The organism is Arthrobacter sp. BK1, from assembly GCF_056680055.1.
Genome location: NZ_CM155263.1, coordinates 4438042 through 4455634 on the forward strand (window position 1 = coordinate 4438042; position 17593 = coordinate 4455634).

Here is a 17593-nt window from a genome sequence, read left to right on the forward strand (position 1 = left end):
TGTTCATCAACGGCGGGGTGGTCCATCAGGGTCCTCTAGTACCGTAGAGGTCTATGGCTGACAATCACCACTCCCCCTCCTGACCGCCATGATCCCCCTCCCCGAGCAACTGTGGCAACGCCTGATCGAAGCCTTCAGCCGCACGGCACCCCCTGCCGTAACGCTGACGGAGCTGTCGCTGGTGGTGGCCGGAGCGATCGCTCTGTCCATCCCGCGGCAGACCTGGAAATACTTCGGCCTGCTCGCAACGGCCACCCACGAACTCGGCCATGCGTTCGCCGCGGTACTGAGCGGACAGCGACTGGGCGGCATCCACCTCCGGCTCGACCACTCAGGCACCACCACCAGCTACAGCCGCCGGCCGCTTGCCGCCGTCTGGTCCGGATTCTGGGGATACCCCGTACCGGCCTTGGTGGGCGCGGCATTTGTGTGGTGCGGGTTCACCGGCTGGGGACCTGCCGCCCTCGTCGCCGGGGCGCTCGTCCTGCTTGTCTCAGTCATCTTCATCCGGAACCTGTCAGGACTGCTCATCACTGCCGCCTGTGTCCTCTCCAGCGCCGCACTGGTCCTGTGGGTGCCTGCGGTCTTCAGCGGCCATATAGCGATCATCCTGGGACTGGCGTTGCTCGTGGCCGCTGTCCGGGACCTCATCAAACTAGCCAACGTGCACCTCCGCAGGCGCGACAGGCTGGCCAGTTCCGACGCCTACCTGCTCTACCGGGCCACGTCAGTGCCGGCCTTCGTCTGGATAGCCCTCTTCAGCGCAGTCGTGGCAGGTTGCTGGCTGGTCGCCTGGCTCCCGATCTCCACGGTCCTGGCCGCCGGCGCATAGGCTGGTCCCATGAGCCAGGAAACGCAAGCGACCCAGCAGACGACCACGGGAACCACGGACCACAGCACCCGGGGCGCGTACGTCACCGGCGGAGCAGAATTCACCCGGGACACGAACTACATCGAGGACCGGATCACCCGTGACGGGCGGCCCGGTGACCACGGCGAGCCGGGCTGGCCGGTAGAGTCCGGCCGCTACCGGCTGATAGCGGCACGGGCATGCCCCTGGGCGAACCGGACCGTGATTGTGCGCAGGCTTCTCGGATTGGAGGACGCCATCTCGCTGGGCCAGCCCGGCCCCACCCACGATGCGCGGTCGTGGACCTTTGACCTGGATCCGGGCGGCGTGGATCCTGTCCTGGGTGTTGAACGGATCCAGGAGTCCTACTTCCGACGTTTCCCCGACTACCCCCGCGGCATTACAGTTCCCGCCATCGTCGATATTCCCAGCGGCGCGGTGGTCACAAACAACTTTCCCCAGATCACCCTGGACTTCTCCACTGAATGGACCGCGTTCCACCGCGACGGTGCCCCGGACCTCTATCCTGAAGCTCTCAGGGAAGAGATCGATGCGATCAATAAGCGGGTCTTCACCGAGGTCAACAACGGCGTTTACCGGTGCGGCTTCGCCGGCTCCCAGGACGCCTACAACATGGCCTATGACCGGCTGTGGACGGCCTTGGACTGGCTTGAGGAACGCCTCACCTATCAGCGATTCCTCGTGGGCGGGACGATCACTGAAGCGGACGTGCGCCTATTCACCACCCTTGCCCGCTTTGACCCCGTGTACCACGGGCATTTCAAGTGCAACCGGCAAAAGCTGACTGAGCTGCCGGCGCTCTGGGGCTATGCGCGGGACCTGTTCCAGACCCCCGGCTTCGGCGACACGACCGACTTCGTCCAGATCAAGCAGCACTATTACATCGTTCATGAGGACGTCAACCCCACGGGTATCGTTCCGAAAGGACCGGATCTTGCCGGCTGGCTGGAGCCGCATGGCAGGGAAGTGCTCGGCGGCCGGCCGTTCGGCAAGGGCACTCCCCCGGGACCGGTGCGGTCCGGTGAGGAAGTCGCAGCAGGCCACGGTGCGGTCGATGAGGAAAGCGCTTTCTAGGCCGCTAGGCTATGACAATGCAGAAATCTCACGGCTTTGCAGCGCCCGGGTACGAGGGCGTCCTGGATTTGTTTGAAACCTTCCTCGCCGACGATCCGCAATACAGCGCCCAAGTTGCCGCTTACCGCGACGGCGAGAAGGTTGTGGACCTTATCGGCGGACCTCACATCACGGCCGGGACTCTAACGGGCGTGTACTCGGTCTCCAAAGGCGTCGCAGCGTTGGTTATCTCGGTGCTCGTCCAGGAAGGGCTGTTGGACCTCGACCGGACGGTGGCGCACTATTGGCCCGAGTTCGCTGTCCACGGCAAAGATCGGCTGCTGGTCCGTGAAGCACTGTCCCATCAGGCCGGCCTGATGGGTGTGGAGGGCGGGTTTGCCCTTGACGAATTCCACACCCCGCACGCAGCCGAAAAGCTCGCCGCTGCCCGGCCTTCCTGGCGTCCGGGAAGCTGCTTTGGCTACCATGCCCTCACCATCGGCATCCTGATGGAGGAACTGTGCCGGCGGGTCACTGCCGCCAGCCTGCAGAGCATCTATGATCACCGGATCCGCAATGCCTACGGAATCGACTTCTTCCTGGGTCTGCCCGCGGAATTCGAGCCGCGCTACCGCGAGGTTCTCTATGACATCAACCCCCGGCAGCCGTGGCTGGACCCGCTGAGCCTCGACGGGCTCAACAGCAACGCTGCAGTCAGTTCCATCATGGAACTTCCCAACCGCAAGGAGGTGCGGGCGGCAGGCATGAGTGCCGCCGGCGGCGTTGGCACCGCAGAGGGACTGGCCCGGCTTTACGCGGCGGCTATTACCGGTGTCGACGGCGGGGCACCGTTGCTGACGCCGGAAACGGTCAGCGTCATGTCGCAGGAGCAGGTCTGGGGCCTGGACCGCAGTTCGGGGCTGGACAACGCCTTTGCGGTGGTCTTCATGAAGCCGCATCCGTCCCGGAATTTCGGCAGTCACCGGGCCTTCGGCCACGAGGGCGCCAGCGCTGCCCTGGGTTTCGCCGATCCCGCCTACGGCCTCGGTTTCGGCTATGTTCCCCGGCGGGCGGAGGACGGCCGCACGCCGGGAAAGGCGCATCGCCTGGCCTCAGCCGTACGGTGCGCCGCGGCAACCCTGTCCTAGCACTGCGCTTGTCCCTGCCAGTGCGCTTGTCCTGATTGAAGCGGCGCCCTAATGTTGGGCAGTGCGAAACTCTAAAAGCCAGCCTGAAGCCCAACCGATGGGGACCCGGCTTCTGAGGAATGCCGTAGCCGGGCTGTCCACGGCATTTACTGCGCAGCGGCTGCAACTGGCCGCCAAGGCGGCGATCGCAGCAGGCCTGGCATTTCTCATCGCGCCCCTGATGCCGGGCGCCGCGGCCAACTACCCGTACTACGCCCCGTTGGGCGCCCTGGTGGCGATGTACCACAACGTGGCGGGATCGGTGAAGCAGGGTCTCCAGGCCCTGATCGGCCTCGCCATGGGAATTGGCTTGGCCTTTGTCCTGGTCAATGTCACTGATCCCTCGCCGGTAAGCGTGGCCGTTTTTATGGGTATCGGTGTCCTGCTCGGCGGACTGCCGAGGCTCGGCTCCGGCAGTGACTGGATCCCGACGGCGGCGCTACTGGTGCTGTTGGTGGGCGGCAGCAACCCGGACGATTTCTCGTTTGGTTACCTGATCCAGATGGGCGTTGGCGTGGCCGTGGGCATTGCAGTGAATTTCCTGATCTTCCCTCCCCTGCATTTCGCAGCAGCGGCGGAAAGCCTGGACGAACTCCGCGCCGCGTTGGGCCGGCAACTCACTGACATGGGGGCGGCCCTGAAAGAGGAATGGCCGCCCGAGCACGAGGACTGGGCAAGGCGCTCGGATCAGTTGGCAGGAGCGGCACGGACGGTTCGCCACCTCGTTGAGGAAGCTGACGCCAGCCGCCGTGCCAACCCGCGGCGCAAGCTCCATCCCCGCGACGTGGATCTTGACTACCGCAACCTCCGTGAACTGGAGCGGGTGACCTTCCATATCCAGGACATGACCGAAGTCCTCTCCGATGTCATCTGGAAGGATGACGTGCCCTACGAGGTTCCCTTTGAGGACAGTGCTCCGCTCGCGGATGCCATGATTGCCACTGGCCAGCTGTTGGGCTCATTCCAGCACGAGGATCTCCAGGAACAGCGGCAATTGTTCGGTTCAGCGGAAGCTGCAGTCGAACACTGCAGTGCCGCAGCTGCCGCGCGGAAGCCTGCTGAAGGCACCGTGCCGGCTTCCGAGTCCATCCTCCTGAGCCTGCACCGGATTCTCCGGGCGGCGCGGCCGGAACCCGGTTAGCCCGGCCGCGCTGGAGTCTGTCCTAGAGCGTCGCCACCGTGCCGCTGAAGTGCTTCCGGCCCGAGTGGGGGTTCCAAGCGACATAGTCAGAACGCTGCCACGCTCCGCCAGGCCCCTGCTCCGTCCTGATATCCAAGGCAACACGCGCGGGAAGGAATACCGGCGCCTCGAAGGTGACGTCCCAGCTGAAGGCGTCTCCCTTGGCCGGGCCGACATCTGCGAGGGCGCGCGAGGCGAGATACATGCCGTGGGCTATGGAACGCCTCATCCCCAGCGCCTTGGCCGACAGTACGCTCAGGTGGATCGGGTTGAAGTCCCCGGATACGGCGGCATAGGCCCTGCCGGTATCGACACCCAGGTGCCAGATCGCCGTCGGGTCCCCCGGGGCGAAGTCCTTGACGCCATTGGGCGGGGTCGGCTTGTCAATCCCTGGCAGGAAGACTCCCTTCGCCAGGTACGTTGACCGCCCGGCCCAGCGGATGTCCGGTGAACCGGACGCCCGGATTTCGGCAACTATATCCAGTTGCGTCCCCGCCCGGTGGCCCCTGAGGTTTTCCGACCACGCGACGATGTCCAACGGCTGGGTGAACAGGATTGGCGAGCGTTGCTCCACATGGTTGCTGAGGTGGATCATCCCGAGCATGGGCAGCGGAAAATCGTCACGGTTCATCACACTGATGGCCAGTGGGAATGTCAGCGCATGAAGGTAGCCGGCAGGCAGGGTGTCCCGTGCGGTCAGTCCGATGAGGTGCTGGTACGCGGTGAGGTTGCCGACGTCGGCCGTGACCCCCCTCACCTCATGGCCGCTATCGGGCAGGCGCGAACCGGTGTGGGTCCCCAGCACCCGCCGGCGGGCGGCCTGCGCGGCGGCGTTGACGTACAGCTTGGACAGGGACGGCATGTCCCCAAGGATGACAGGCTGGACCAGGCTCATGCCCCCACCATGTACTGTCCGCAGACGCGCAGCACGCCGCCGTTGATGCCGCCCGCGGCATCGCTGGCCAGGAAGGCGATGGCTTCGGCCACGTCTGCGGGCTGCCCACCCTGGCGGAGCGAGTTCAGCCGGCGGCCGGCCTCCCGGAGCACCAACGGGACCCGGGCGGTCATGTCCGTTTCGATGAAGCCTGGAGCCACGGCGTTAATGGTTCCGCCCCGCTCGGCCAGCAATGGCGCAGCTGCCCGGACCATGCCCATGACTCCCGCCTTGGATGCTGCGTAGTTTGTCTGCCCGCGGTTACCGGCAATTCCGCTGGTGGAGGCCACTGAGACGATCCGCGGGGAGCTGCGGAAATGATCTGAGGCGAGGAGCGCTTCGTTGATCCGGAGCTGGGCGGCAATGTTGACGTTGATGACAGAACTCCAGCGGGTGTGGTCCATGTTCGCCAGCAGCTTGTCCCTGGTGATCCCGGCGTTGTGGATGACGATGTCCAAGCGGCCGTGGCGCTGCACTGCGTGGTCAATGATCCGCTGGCCGGCATCTTCGCGGCTGATGTCCAGTTGCAGGGCGGTGCCGTGAAGCTCATTGGCAACACCGGCGAGGTGGTCCCCGGCGGCGGGGATGTCCACCAGCACCATGGTGGCCCCGTCGCGGTGGAGCGTGCGGGCAATGGCCGCACCAATACCCCGGGCGGCGCCGGTGACAACGGCGACCTTGCCTGCGAGGGGTCTGTCGAGGTCAGCAGGCAACTGTCCATCAGGGGAAGTGACGGTCAGGAACTGTCCGTCCACGTAGGCGGAACGGCCTGAGAGCAGGAACCGAACGGCTGCCAGGGTGCTGGGGCTCGTGGTCTCCACTGCATCTCCGAGCAGGATCCCGTTACCGGTAGCCCCTGCCCTGAGCTCCATGGCCAGCGAACGCAGGAAACCGTCAACACCTTGCCTCGCGGCTGCCCGTGCGGGCGTCACACCATCAGTGACGGGCCGGGAAACCGTCAGGAAACGACCGCTCGGGGCGAGGTCGCGCAGCGACGAGGCAACCGACAGGATGGGCCGTTCCAGTTCGCCTGGATGGGCGACGTCGTCCAGGACCAGGATGATGGCGCCCAGCCGTTCGCGGGGAACGGCATGCCTCCGGACGTCGAGGTCCCAGGCGAGCAGTGCGGCCGCGAGGGTATCCGCGCCTGGAGTGGTTCCCTGGACCAGAACCGGACCTGTGATCAGTGGCTGTCCCGGCTGGTAGCGGCGCAGGATTGCCGGTTGGGGAAGGCCAAGCTTGTTCGCGACGTTCCGCCCGAGCCCCTGGTTCACCAATTGGGTGTATTTGTCCGTCATCCGGTCCCCCTAAAGTGCTTCGAGAATTGCGACGACGCCCTGGCCGCCGGCCGCGCAGATGGAAATGAGTCCGCGTGCCGGCCGTCCGTCAACCGTGCCCTTGGCCTCGAGCATCTTGGCGAGCGAGGCGACAATCCGTCCGCCGGTTGCTGCGAACGGGTGCCCCGCGGCGAGGGAGGAGCCGTTGACGTTCAGTCTGGTGCGGTCGATGCTGCCGAAGGCGCCGTCCAGCCCCAGCCGGGTGCGGCCGAATTCCTCGTCCTCCCAGGCTGCCAGGGTGCTCAGCACCGTCCCGGCGAAGGCTTCGTGGATTTCGAAGAAGTCGAAGTCGGCCAGGGTCAGCCCGTTGCGCGCCAGCAACCGCGGCACGGCGAACGCGGGAGCCATCAGGAGGCCGTCCTTGCCGTGGACAAAATCCACGGCCGCAGCTTCACCGTCCACCACGGCTGCGAGCTTGGGCAGGTCGTGGGCATCGGCCCATTCCTCCGAGGCCAGCAGCACGGTCGATGCCCCATCGGTCAGCGGAGTTGAGTTGCCTGCCGTCATGGTGGCTTCGGCGCCCAGGCTCTTGCCAAAGACGGGCTTAAGGGTCGCCAGTTTCTCCAGGGTGGTGTCCGCCCTCAGGTTCGAGTCCCGGGACAGCCCGCGGTAGGGCGTGAGGAGATCATCAAAGAAACCGGCGTCGTAGGCAGCGGCAAGGTTGCGGTGGCTGTTGAAGGCAAGCTCGTCCTGGGCTTCACGCGGGATATTCCACTGGGCCGTGGTCAGCGCCTGGTGCTCCCCCATGGACAGGCCCGTACGGGGCTCCCCGGTGTTGGGCGCGTCCGGGGCAATGTCCTTGGGCCGGAGCCGGCTCAGCACCTTCAGCCGTTGCGGAAGGGTCTTGGCCCGGTTGAGATCCAGCAGAACTTCGCGCAGACCTTCGCTGACCGCAATCGGCGCATCCGAGGCCGAGTCCACGCCGCCGGCGATCGCGGAATCGATCTGGCCCAGCTTGATCTTGTTGGCCAGGCTGAGGACCGTCTCAAGGCCCGTGGCGCACGCCTGCTGCACGTCATACGCGGGGGTCTCAGCAGATAGTGCGGAACCGAGAACAGCCTCGCGGGTGAGGTTGAAATCCCTGGAATGCTTGAGGACCGCCCCGGCAGCTACCTCGCCGATGCGTTCATCCTGCAGCCCAAACCTGGCAATCAGGCCGTCCAGGGCGGCGGTGAGCATGTCCTGGTTCGAAGACTTTGTGTAGGCGCCCCCTGTGCGGGCGAACGGGATCCTGTTACCCCCCACCACCACTGCCCGGCGGACTGGCCACCCGCTGCCGGAAGCTGCGGCGCTGCTGAATTCCTGGGGTCCGGGTGTGGACTGTCCCTCGACGGACATGGGTGTCTCCTCTGATCTGCGGCGGTTACCGATACCCAGCGTACCTGATACGCTGGGTATCGTGAACAACCTCCCCGCAGACCTACCGACGCCGGCTTCCGACGCGAGTGCCGACGGCCGTTCGTCCCGCTGGCAGACGCACCGGGAGGAGCGCCGCAGGGAGCTCATCAAGTCTGCCCGGCGGGCTGTCCACGCCTTGGGCAGTGATGCTTCCATGGAGGAAATCGCAGCCGCCGCCGGTACCTCAAAGTCGGTCTTCTACAGGTATTTTGGCGACAAAGCGGGCCTGCAGCAGGCCGTCGGTGAAGTGGTCCTGAGCCAGATGCAGCGCAAGATCGGTGAAGCTGCCCAGAGCGCCCAGACCCCGCGTGAAGGTCTGCTGGCCATGATTTCCGCCTACCTCCAGATGGCTGAAACCAGCCCCAACGTCTACAGCTTCGTCACCCGCTCTGCCCCGGCCGAAGCGGGCAGTTCCCCGGCCCCGGCCGCGATTTCCGGCGCACTTGGGCACTTCTTCGAATCCATTGCCGAGATGATCGCCGCACCGATGCGGACACATCTGGGCGGCGGCAAGGAAGCCGTGATCGGCTATTGGCCCACTGCCGCCATCGGCCTGGTCCGGAATGCCGGCGAACAGTGGCTCAGCACTCCCGCCTCCGCATCGAAACCCGACCAGGAAGCCATGGCCCGGCAGATCACAGCCTGGCTGTGCGTCGGTATAGCCCCTGAACTTATCGAACCATCCGTCAGAACCAACGAAGGACATTGACATGACCGAAGTAGTTGACCGTCCCACCGGCAAGGGTCCCGCGGCGGGCATTTCAGCTGCCCGCCAGCGGCCCGCCGTCCAGCCGGCCGTCCAGCCCGCCGTCGACGTTGCGGCCCTCGGCGAACAGCTGCTCGGCAAGTGGGCCGCTTCCCGCCGGCAGGCACGAACCCTGGCCGGCAAGCCGGAACTGCACAAAATCGAAGGCCTTACCCACACCGACCACCGGGCCAGGGCTTTCGGCCAGCTGAAATACCTCGTCGAGAACAACGGCGTGCACCGGGCATTTCCGGTGGAGCTGGGCGGTGCGGATGACCACGGCGGCAATGTGGCCGGATTCGAGGAATTGGTCACTGCAGATCCGTCCCTGCAGATCAAGGCCGGCGTCCAATGGGGGCTCTTCGGCTCAGCCGTGATGCACCTTGGGACCGCCGAACACCATGCCAAGTGGCTGCCCGGGATCATGAGCCTGGAGATCCCCGGCTGCTTTGCGATGACCGAGACCGGCCACGGCTCCGATGTCGCCAGCATCGCCACCACGGCAACGTTTGACCCGGACACCCAGGAGTTCGTGATCCACACGCCGTTCCGTGCTGCCTGGAAGGACTACATCGGAAACGCTGCCATCGATGGCCTCAGCGCAGTTGTCTTTGCCCAGCTGGTGACCAAGGACGTCAACCACGGCGTCCACGCCTTTTACGTGGAGCTGCGTGACCCGGAGACCAAGCAGTTCCTGCCGGGAATTGGCGGTGAAGACGACGGCGTCAAGGGCGGCCTCAACGGCATCGACAACGGCCGGCTGCATTTCGACAACGTCCGCATCCCCCGGACAAACCTGCTCAACCGCTACGGCGACGTGGGAGCCGACGGTTCCTACACCTCCCCCATCGCCAGCCCCGGCAGGCGGTTCTTCACCATGTTGGGGACGCTCGTCCAGGGCCGCGTGTCACTGGACGGTGCGGCAGTTGCTGCATCGAAGATCGCCCTGACGGCCGCCATCCGCTACGCTGCCGAGCGCCGTCAGTTCAACGCCTCGTCCCACACCGACGAGGAAGTGCTCCTGGATTACCAGCGCCACCAGCGCCGCCTGCTCACCCGCCTGGCCACCACCTACGCGGCAGGCTTCGCGCACGAGCAGCTGCTCCAGAAGTATGACGAAGTGTTCTCGGGCGCCCATGACACTGACGCGGACCGGCAGGATCTGGAGACCCTCGCGGCGGCCCTCAAGCCGCTCAGTACCTGGCATGCCCTCGACACCCTGCAGGAGTGCCGCGAAGCATGTGGCGGCGCCGGCTTCCTGATCGAAAACCGTTTCGCCTCCCTCCGTGCTGACCTCGATGTGTACGTCACCTTTGAGGGCGACAACACGGTGCTCCTCCAGCTTGTGGCCAAGCGGCTCCTGGCCGACTATGCCAAGGAATTCAGGAACGTCGATTTCGGCGTTATGGCCCGCTACGTTGTTGGGCAGGCCACGGGCGCCGCCATCCACCGCACCGGCCTGCGCCAGGTTGCGCAATTTGTCGCCGATACCGGACTGGCGCAGAAGGCGGCTATTGCGCTGCGGGATGAGGCCGGCCAGCGCGCGTTGCTCACCGATCGGGTCCAGACCATGGTGGCCGACGTCGGGTCGGCGCTGAAGGGCGCCAACAGGCTGCCGGTGGAAAAGGGTGCAGCCCTTTTCAACCAGCACCAGAATGAGTTGATCGACGCCGCCCAGGCCCACGCCGAGCTTCTGCAGTGGGAAGCCTTCACCGAAGCCTTGGCCGACATCACCGACCCCGGCACGAAAACGGTCCTGACCTGGCTTCGCGATCTCTTCGGCCTCTCGCTGATCGAAAAGAACCTCGCGTGGTACCTGATGAACGGCAGGCTCTCCATGCAGCGGGCACGCACCGTGGGTGACTACATCAACCGGCTGCTGGTGAAGATCCGGCCGCATGCGCTGGACCTGGTGGAAGCCTTCGGCTACGGCGAGGATCATGTCCGCGCGGAGATCGCCACCGGGGCTGAGCAGGCGCGGCAGGACGAGGCGCGCGCTTACTTCCGGGCACAACGCGCCAGCGGCACCGCCCCGGTGCAAGAGAAGGTCCTGATCGCGCGAACTTCGTCAGCTGCACGAGCTGGCGGAAACTGACGGCCCACTCCCCGCTGATTGGTCAACGCGGGGTCACTTAACGCCCCTCCGACGGCCCGGTTTGGGCATTGAGTGACCCCGCGTTGCGTCCGAAGTGACCCAGCGTAGCGAACGACGGCGCCGCTCCCCTTCTGCGGGGAGCGGCGCCGTCGTCCGTTCATCATCAGTTGCACCGTATGTCAGTGCCGGGCATCAGGACAAAACTGAGCGGTACACCTCGAGGGTGGTCTCAGTGATGGACTCCCAGGAGAAATGCTCCTCTGCGCGGCGCCGGCCGGCCTGGCCCATTTCCCGTGCACGCTCGGGGTCCGAGACCACTTCTGTCAGGGCAGCGGCGAATTCCGTGACGAACTTCTCCGGATCCAAAGGCGTGCCTGTGCCGTCGGTGACCTGCTCGATGTCCACCAGCAGGCCGGTCTTGCCGTGCTCAACAACCTCCGGGATGCCGCCGGTGGCACTCGCCACCACGGCAGCACCGCAGGCCATGGCTTCCAGGTTGACGATGCCCAACGGCTCGTAGATGGAGGGGCAGGCAAATGCCGTGGCGTGGCTGAGGACCTGGATGAGTTCGTTGCGCGGCAACATCCGTTCAATGAGGACCACGCCGGTCCGCTGGGCCTGCAGCTCTTCGATCAGGCGCGCGGTTTCTGCGGCCAGTTCCGGCGTGTCGGCAGCGCCGAGGCACAGCACCAACTGCACATCCGCCGGCAGCTTTGCTGCGGCGCGCAGGAGATACGGCACACCCTTCTGGCGCGTGTTGCGTCCTACGAAAACCACGCTGGGCTTGCCGGGATCAATGCCAAGCGCCTTGATGGCGTCATCGTTTTCGTCGCGGTGCCACATGTCGACGTCGATGCCGTTATGCACCACACGGACCTTGGCCGGGTCTACCTCGGGGTAGCTGCGCAGGATGTCCTGGCGCATGCCCTCGGAGACCGCGATGATGGCTGCCGCGGCCTCGTAGGCTGTCTTCTCGACCCACGAGGAGACAGCGTAACCGCCGCCGAGCTGCTCTGCTTTCCACGGACGCAGCGGCTCAAGGCTGTGGGCGCTCAGGACATGCGGGATGCCATGGAGCAGGGACGCCAGATGACCGGCCATATTGGCGTACCAGGTATGCGAATGGACCAGGTCCGCGCCGGCCACGTCCGGCACGATCCGGAGGTCCACCCCGAGGGTCTGGATGGCAGCATTGGCCGATCCGAGGTCTTCGGGCACGGCGTAGGAGGTCACCCCGGCGCCGTGGTAGTCGGTGTCGCGGGGAGCCCCGAAGGCACGAACCTGCAGGTCAACATGCTTACTAAGCACCCTGCTCAATTCGGCTACGTGTACTCCGGCGCCACCATAGATCTCCGGCGGGAACTCTTTAGTCACAATGTCTATTCGCACGCTACCCAAGGTAGTCCTTCGGGCTTAACTGTTCTAGTGTGAAGGAGTCCGGGCATGCCGGACTGTTTGGGGAGTTACGAAGGCGTACAGGAGCGACCACCATGCCGTTGAACAAAAAAGTCCTGGCCATTGTCCTCGCAGGCGGCGAGGGAAACCGGCTAATGCCACTGACGGCAGACCGTGCCAAACCAGCCGTACCCTTTGCGGGCAGCTACCGCCTGATCGACTTCGCCCTTTCCAACCTGGTGAATTCCCGCTATCTGCAGATCGTGGTGCTGACGCAGTACAAGTCGCACAGCCTTGACCGGCACATCTCCGAGACCTGGCGGATGTCCACCCAGCTCGGCAATTACGTCGCCTCCGTCCCTGCACAGCAGCGCGTGGGCAAGAGCTGGTTCCTTGGCAGCGCCAACGCCATCTACCAGTCACTGAACCTGATTCATGACGCCAACCCTGACATCGTCGTTGTGGTCGGCGCGGACCACGTGTACCGCATGGACTTCGCCCAGATGGTGGAACAGCACGTGGCCAGCGGTGCCAAAGCCACTGTCGCGGCCGTCCGCCAGCCGCTGCACATGGCCGACCAGTTCGGCGTGATCGAAGTGGACCAGAACGATCCCCAGAAGATCGGCGCATTCGTGGAGAAGCCGGCAACGACCCCCGGCCTCGCGGCGGATCCCACCCAGTTCCTCGCCTCGATGGGCAACTACGTCTTCGACGCCGACGCCCTGGTGGCTGCCCTGCACGTCGACGCCGAGCGGCTCGATACCAAGCACGACATGGGCGGGGACATCATCCCCTACTTCGTGGACCAGGGTGAGGCCGGCGTCTACGACTTCACCCTCAACGAGATCCCCGGATCGACTGAGCGTGACCGGACCTACTGGCGCGATGTGGGTACCATCGACTCGTTCTACGACGCGCACATAGACCTCATCTCGCCTGTGCCGATCTTTAATCTGTACAACTCGGAATGGCCCATCTACACGCGGCAAAGTATCTCCCCGCCCGCTAAGTTCGTTCGCGGCGAGGGCAATACGGTCGGCTCGGCATTGGATTCCATCGTGGCAAGCGGGTGCGTGATCTCCGGTGGCATCGTGGAGGGCTCGGTGCTCTCCAACGACGTCTTTGTCGGCAGGTCCAGCCGCGTCCTCGACTCCGTGCTGATGGACAAGGTCAACATCGGTGAGGGTGCCGTCGTAAAGCGAGCCATCATCGACAAAAACGTCAAAGTCCCGGCGGGTGCCGCAATCGGCCTCGATGCTGACCTTGACCGCGCACGCGGCTTTAAGGTCACCGAGTCAGGCATTACCGTGCTGTCGAAAGGGCAGATGGTTCCCGAACCTGACGAGGCCGAGCGCGCGCTGTCGGCTGCCAACCTCATCCTTGTGCCGGACGCCGTACGTGCGGCCACTGAAACATGGGCTGAGCTGAGGGAATCGGCGGAAAAGGTCGCCGAGGTTCACGCCGCCGCCGTCAGAGTCACAGTCCCTGGCCAGTCAACCAAGGCGTAGCGTCCAAGGGGAGCCCGGTGCCGTCGGTCCGGGCTCCTTGCAGGCTGTAAAATCGGTACAATGAGCTCCACCGATCTGACGCCTGAGGAAATCCAGGCCTGCCTCAAGGTTTTGAACACTATCCACGTCTATGACGAGGAAGACCCTGACTACGTCTCGGTGCGCCGTGCCACCGGCAAAATGTTCAAAGCAGTGAAGCGGCACCGCCGAGTCACCAAGCGGGATCTTATTTCCGAAGCGGACCGTGCGGTCATAGCCCAGACGGCCACTGCGGCCCCGGACCGGATCGACGACGAAACGCGCGGCAACAAGCTGGAGACGTCAGCCACGGGCAAGGTGGCCGGGCATCTGATCCGTTCGCGTCCGTGCTACATCTGCAAGAAGCACTACACCCAGGTGGACGCTTTCTACCACCAGCTCTGCCCTGAGTGCGCGGCCTTCAGCCACAGCAAGCGCGATGCCCGCACGGACCTGTCCGGCAGGCGTGCCCTGCTGACCGGCGGGCGGGCCAAGATCGGTATGTACATCGCCCTGCGCCTGCTCCGGGACGGGGCACACACCACCATCACCACCAGGTTCCCCAAGGATGCTGCGCGCAGGTTCGCGGCCATGGAGGACAGCGGCGAGTGGCTGCACCGGCTCCGCATTGTGGGCATCGACCTGCGCGACCCATCGCAGGTGATGGCACTGACGGATTCCCTCAACGCCGCCGGTCCGTTGGATATCATCATCAACAATGCCGCACAGACGGTCCGCCGCTCCGGCAACGCCTACAAGCCGCTGGTGGATGCCGAGGACGAGCCACTGCCGGCCGCCCTGGAACCGGCCAACGGCGGTCCGGAGCTGGTGACGTTCGGCCACGCCCACGACAAACACCCGCTTGCCCTGGCCAGCAGTGTCACTGAGCACCCTGTGCTGGCCGGCGACGCCATCACATCCCTGGCGTTGTCCACCGGATCAGCTTCGCTGGAGCGCATTGCCTCGGGCACGGCCATCGACGCCGGCGGGCTGGTCCCGGACCTTGCGGGCATCAACAGCTGGACCCAGGTGGTGGACGAGGTGGACCCGCTGGAAATGCTGGAAGTCCAGCTCTGCAACGTTACCGCTCCGTTCCTGCTCGTGAGCAGGCTCCGGGATGCGATGAAACGCTCCACGGCGCACCGGAAGTACATCGTGAACGTCTCGGCCATGGAAGGCCAGTTCTCCCGCGCGTACAAGGGACCCGGGCATCCTCACACCAACATGGCCAAAGCCGCGCTAAACATGATGACCCGGACCAGCGCGCAGGAAATGCTGGACACCGACGGCATCCTGATGACCGCCGTGGACACGGGCTGGATCACCGATGAACGCCCGCACTTCACCAAGGTCCGGCTGATGGAAGAGGGCTTCCATGCACCCCTGGACCTGGTGGACGGGGCCGCACGGGTTTACGATCCGATCGTCATGGGCGAACAGGGCGAGGACCAGTACGGCGTCTTCCTCAAGGATTACAAACCCAGCCCCTGGTAACTGTTGTGCCCGGCCGCCACAGCGTAGGCTCAGCGGCATGAGCGAATCAATTTCCGAAGTGCATAAGCTGGAACACCACGAGTGCTGGGAACTGCTCCGGACAGTGTCCGTGGGCAGGCTGGCCGTGGTGGTTGACGGCCATCCGGACATCTTCCCCATCAACTACACCGTCGACGGCGGCACGCTTGTTTTCCGTACCGCTGAGGGAACGAAGCTGGCCAGCGCCACCGGTGGCTCACCGGTGGCGGTGGAGGCTGACGGCGTTGACGCCGTCACCGGCCTTGCCTGGAGCGTGGTGCTGAAGGGACCCGCAGCCGTGGTCAAGGGAACGGAGCGGATCCTGGACACGGCAGCCCTCTTCCTGTTCCCGTGGCAAGCCGGGAAAAAGGACGTCTTTGTGAGGATCAGCCCCGACACCCTGACGGGCAGGCGGTTCAAAGTCACCGCACCTGTGACATGGTGGACGCAGCTCAGCGGAGCAGCGAAGGCATCCCCGGAGTAACCCCTCCGGGAACGTGCCGCCAGGGCAGGACTCAGGCCAAGCGGGTGATCTCCACGCTGACGCTCAGCGCCGATCCGCCGCCGCCGGAGAGGATGCCCTTCAACGGCGGCACGTCCCGGTAGTCCCGGCCCTTGGCCACGGTGACGTGGTAATCGCCTGCGGGCTTGTGGTTCGTAGGATCCCAGCTCCGCCAGTCTCCGTCCCACCACTCCAGCCACGCATGGGACTGGCCGGCCACTGTCTCGCCGATCCCCGCCGTCGACCGCGGGTGCAGGTAACCGGAAACGTAACGGGCGGGAATGCCGCAGCTGCGCAGGGCGCCAATGGCCAGATGCGCAAGGTCCTGGCAGACACCCTGCCGCTGGCCCCAGGCTTCTTCGGCGTTGGTAGTGACAGCCGTGGAGCCTGTCATGTAGGTCATCTCGCCGCGCATCCACTCAAAGACAGCCATGGCAGCCTCATACGGGTTCTTGCCCTCCACCACCCCGGGAATGATGCCCAGGACCTCGTCCCCCGGGCGGCTGAGCTGGGACTGCGGCAACCAGTCGCTGTAGGTGTTCAGGGTCTCCGCGGAAGCCAGGACGTCCCAGCCGGCGATGTCGGAGTCAGCAGGGATCTTTTCAGCCCGGTGCACTTCGACGGTGATGTTGGAGATGACTTCGAGGTGATCGTGGGGCATCTGCATGTCGAACGCCGTGACCCTGGTGCCCCAGTAGTCCCGGTAGCTGCTCACGGCCGCCTGCGTTGGCGAGACCTTGAGCACTGATTCGAGGACCACCTGGTGGGGATCTGTCAGCGGCGTCATGCGGGCTTCGTTGTAGGAGAGCGTGACGCGCTTGTTGTACTTGTAGGCCGTCGTATGGACGATGCTCAGCCGGGTCATGAAACTTCTCCCACCCAGGCAAGTTCGTCGGCCTGATTGAAGTATTTACGGGAAATGGCGTCCGAGGCCTGGGCTACGGCCTTCTGCACGCGTTCCATGTGCTCGGGCAGTTCGGACATCAGGTCGTCGGTCCGGTGGAACTCGAGGAAGGTCCTGGCCTGGCCGACGATCCGGCGGGCGTCGTTGATGAAACCAACGCGCTGCGCCGACGGGTCCAGCTTGGCGAGGCATTCATCAGCGTCACGCAGGGCGTAAACGATGGAACGGGGGAACAACCGGTCCAGGAGGAGGAACTCGGCGGCGTGCTGGTCACCGAAGGCAGCCCGCCGGGTCCGCAGGAAGGACTCGTAGGCCCCCGCGCAGCGCAGCATGTTGACCCAGGACATGCCTGCAGAGAGGACATCCCGGGTGGAGAGCATACGCGCTGTCATGTCCGCGCGCTCCAGGGAACGGCCAAGGACCAGGAACAGCCAGCTTTCGTCGTGGCTCACGGTGGTGTCTGCCAGGCCGCTCACCATGGCGGTCCGTTCCAGCGTCCAGTTGCAGAAACGGTAGGTCCCCACAACGTCCTTGCGGTGCTGGCTCAGCCCGTAGTAGGTGGTGTTGAGGCTTTCCCACAATCCTGAGGAGACCGTCTCACGGGCACGGCGGGCGTTCTCGCGGGCAGCGCCAAGGGAGCCTGCAATGGACGTGGCGCTGGTTTTGTCGTACGCCAGGGCGTGAAGGAGTTCGGGCAGGCCGAAGTCCTCGCTTTCCGGCCGGGCGCCCATAACGGCGAGGAGTTCCTGCGCCACCCGCCGGCGTTCTTCCATCGGCAGGTGGTTGAGGCGTTCCAGGTGCACGTCCAGGATGCGTGCAGTGCCGTCCGCACGCTCCACATACCGTCCGATCCAAAAAAGGGACTCAGCAATACGGCTAAGCATTCGCGGTTACCTCCTGCGCGTCCGAAATCTGTGGGAATGTACCCGTTACTGATGGTGCCGGTTCGTGCGC

General features: G+C 65.0%; 15 protein-coding genes. 9 read left to right on the forward strand and 6 right to left on the reverse strand.

Features of this window, described 5'->3' with window-relative positions:
* Positions 1-88: 88 nt before the first annotated feature.
* From AC1MCA_RS20370 to AC1MCA_RS20385, 4 genes are all read left to right on the forward strand, one after another.
* Positions 89-832: a M50 family metallopeptidase gene (locus AC1MCA_RS20370; protein ID WP_479800156.1), complete on the forward strand. Its 744-nt coding sequence runs from the start codon at positions 89-91 to the stop codon at positions 830-832.
* Between the two features lie 9 nt (positions 833-841).
* Entirely contained in the window at positions 842-1945 is a 1104-nt protein-coding gene (locus AC1MCA_RS20375) for a glutathione S-transferase family protein (protein WP_479800157.1), read from the forward strand.
* Between the two features lie 17 nt (positions 1946-1962).
* On the forward strand, positions 1963-3072 hold the full coding sequence (locus tag AC1MCA_RS20380) for a serine hydrolase domain-containing protein (protein WP_479800158.1): 1110 nt from the start codon (positions 1963-1965) through the stop codon (positions 3070-3072).
* A gap of 97 nt (positions 3073-3169) precedes the next feature.
* Positions 3170-4252, forward strand: a complete 1083-nt coding sequence (locus AC1MCA_RS20385; protein ID WP_479803485.1) for an FUSC family protein — start codon at positions 3170-3172, stop codon at positions 4250-4252.
* A 22-nt stretch (positions 4253-4274) separates the two neighbouring features.
* Here the strand turns inward: AC1MCA_RS20385 and AC1MCA_RS20390 are convergent, their stop codons facing one another.
* Genes AC1MCA_RS20390 through AC1MCA_RS20400 form a run of 3 tightly spaced genes read right to left on the reverse strand, consistent with a single transcriptional unit; the run spans position 4275 to position 7900 of the window.
* The gene (locus tag AC1MCA_RS20390; protein ID WP_479800159.1) at positions 4275-5186 is read right to left on the reverse strand and encodes a MaoC family dehydratase; all 912 of its coding nucleotides are present in this window, start codon (positions 5184-5186) and stop codon (positions 4275-4277) included.
* Positions 5183-6523 carry a 3-oxoacyl-ACP reductase gene (locus AC1MCA_RS20395; RefSeq protein WP_479800160.1) on the reverse strand — a complete coding sequence of 447 codons (1341 nt, stop codon included), beginning with the start codon at positions 6521-6523 and terminating at the stop codon, positions 5183-5185. Before AC1MCA_RS20395 ends, AC1MCA_RS20390 begins: the two co-directional genes overlap by 4 nt.
* 9 nt (positions 6524-6532) lie before the next feature.
* The gene (locus tag AC1MCA_RS20400; RefSeq protein WP_479800161.1) at positions 6533-7900 is read right to left on the reverse strand and encodes an acetyl-CoA C-acetyltransferase; all 1368 of its coding nucleotides are present in this window, start codon (positions 7898-7900) and stop codon (positions 6533-6535) included.
* Between the two features lie 61 nt (positions 7901-7961).
* Here AC1MCA_RS20400 and AC1MCA_RS20405 point away from each other — a divergent pair, with 61 nt between their 5' ends.
* Together AC1MCA_RS20405 and AC1MCA_RS20410 are read left to right on the forward strand one after the other, a co-directional pair.
* Positions 7962-8669 carry a TetR/AcrR family transcriptional regulator gene (locus AC1MCA_RS20405; protein ID WP_479800162.1) on the forward strand — a complete coding sequence of 236 codons (708 nt, stop codon included), beginning with the start codon at positions 7962-7964 and terminating at the stop codon, positions 8667-8669.
* Between the two features lies 1 nt (position 8670).
* On the forward strand, positions 8671-10800 hold the full coding sequence (locus AC1MCA_RS20410; RefSeq protein ID WP_479800163.1) for an acyl-CoA dehydrogenase family protein: 2130 nt from the start codon (positions 8671-8673) through the stop codon (positions 10798-10800).
* Positions 10801-10992: 192 nt separating this feature from the next.
* Here the strand turns inward: AC1MCA_RS20410 and glgA are convergent, their stop codons facing one another.
* Positions 10993-12189: a glycogen synthase gene (gene glgA, locus AC1MCA_RS20415; protein WP_479800164.1), complete on the reverse strand. Its 1197-nt coding sequence runs from the start codon at positions 12187-12189 to the stop codon at positions 10993-10995.
* A 101-nt stretch (positions 12190-12290) separates the two neighbouring features.
* Here glgA and glgC point away from each other — a divergent pair, with 101 nt between their 5' ends.
* From glgC to AC1MCA_RS20430, 3 genes are read left to right on the forward strand one after another with little or no spacing between them, the layout of a single operon-like run.
* Complete coding sequence (glgC, locus tag AC1MCA_RS20420) at positions 12291-13703, forward strand: glucose-1-phosphate adenylyltransferase (protein ID WP_479800165.1); 1413 nt, start codon at positions 12291-12293, stop codon at positions 13701-13703.
* A gap of 60 nt (positions 13704-13763) precedes the next feature.
* Entirely contained in the window at positions 13764-15215 is a 1452-nt protein-coding gene (locus tag AC1MCA_RS20425; protein ID WP_479800166.1) for an SDR family NAD(P)-dependent oxidoreductase, read from the forward strand.
* Between the two features lie 37 nt (positions 15216-15252).
* Positions 15253-15717 carry a pyridoxamine 5'-phosphate oxidase family protein gene (locus AC1MCA_RS20430; RefSeq protein WP_131681410.1) on the forward strand — a complete coding sequence of 155 codons (465 nt, stop codon included), beginning with the start codon at positions 15253-15255 and terminating at the stop codon, positions 15715-15717.
* Positions 15718-15748: 31 nt separating this feature from the next.
* Here AC1MCA_RS20430 and AC1MCA_RS20435 read toward each other — a convergent pair whose 3' ends face one another.
* Positions 15749-16600 (reverse strand): transglutaminase family protein, encoded by an 852-nt coding sequence (locus AC1MCA_RS20435; protein ID WP_479800167.1) that lies wholly within the window; start codon positions 16598-16600, stop codon positions 15749-15751.
* Complete coding sequence (locus AC1MCA_RS20440; protein ID WP_108598852.1) at positions 16597-17523, reverse strand: alpha-E domain-containing protein; 927 nt, start codon at positions 17521-17523, stop codon at positions 16597-16599. The genes AC1MCA_RS20435 and AC1MCA_RS20440 overlap by 4 nt, the downstream gene beginning before the upstream one ends.
* Between the last annotated feature and the right edge of the window lie 70 nt (positions 17524-17593).

Bases quoted from the DNA above. Each gene is read 5' to 3' on its own strand.
- AC1MCA_RS20430 (WP_131681410.1), top strand. From the start codon at position 15,253: ATGAGCGAATCAATTTCCGAAGTGCATAAGCTGGAACACCACGAGTGC.
- AC1MCA_RS20375 (WP_479800157.1), top strand. From the start codon at position 842: ATGAGCCAGGAAACGCAAGCGACCCAGCAGACGACCACGGGAACCACG.
- AC1MCA_RS20400 (WP_479800161.1), bottom strand. From the start codon at position 7,900: ATGTCCGTCGAGGGACAGTCCACACCCGGACCCCAGGAATTCAGCAGC.
- AC1MCA_RS20370 (WP_479800156.1), top strand. From the start codon at position 89: ATGATCCCCCTCCCCGAGCAACTGTGGCAACGCCTGATCGAAGCCTTC.
- AC1MCA_RS20385 (WP_479803485.1), top strand. From the start codon at position 3,170: ATGGGGACCCGGCTTCTGAGGAATGCCGTAGCCGGGCTGTCCACGGCA.
- AC1MCA_RS20395 (WP_479800160.1), bottom strand. From the start codon at position 6,523: ATGACGGACAAATACACCCAATTGGTGAACCAGGGGCTCGGGCGGAAC.
- AC1MCA_RS20390 (WP_479800159.1), bottom strand. From the start codon at position 5,186: ATGAGCCTGGTCCAGCCTGTCATCCTTGGGGACATGCCGTCCCTGTCC.
- AC1MCA_RS20435 (WP_479800167.1), bottom strand. From the start codon at position 16,600: ATGACCCGGCTGAGCATCGTCCATACGACGGCCTACAAGTACAACAAG.
- AC1MCA_RS20440 (WP_108598852.1), bottom strand. From the start codon at position 17,523: ATGCTTAGCCGTATTGCTGAGTCCCTTTTTTGGATCGGACGGTATGTG.
- AC1MCA_RS20410 (WP_479800163.1), top strand. From the start codon at position 8,671: ATGACCGAAGTAGTTGACCGTCCCACCGGCAAGGGTCCCGCGGCGGGC.
- glgC (WP_479800165.1), top strand. From the start codon at position 12,291: ATGCCGTTGAACAAAAAAGTCCTGGCCATTGTCCTCGCAGGCGGCGAG.
- AC1MCA_RS20425 (WP_479800166.1), top strand. From the start codon at position 13,764: ATGAGCTCCACCGATCTGACGCCTGAGGAAATCCAGGCCTGCCTCAAG.
- AC1MCA_RS20380 (WP_479800158.1), top strand. From the start codon at position 1,963: ATGCAGAAATCTCACGGCTTTGCAGCGCCCGGGTACGAGGGCGTCCTG.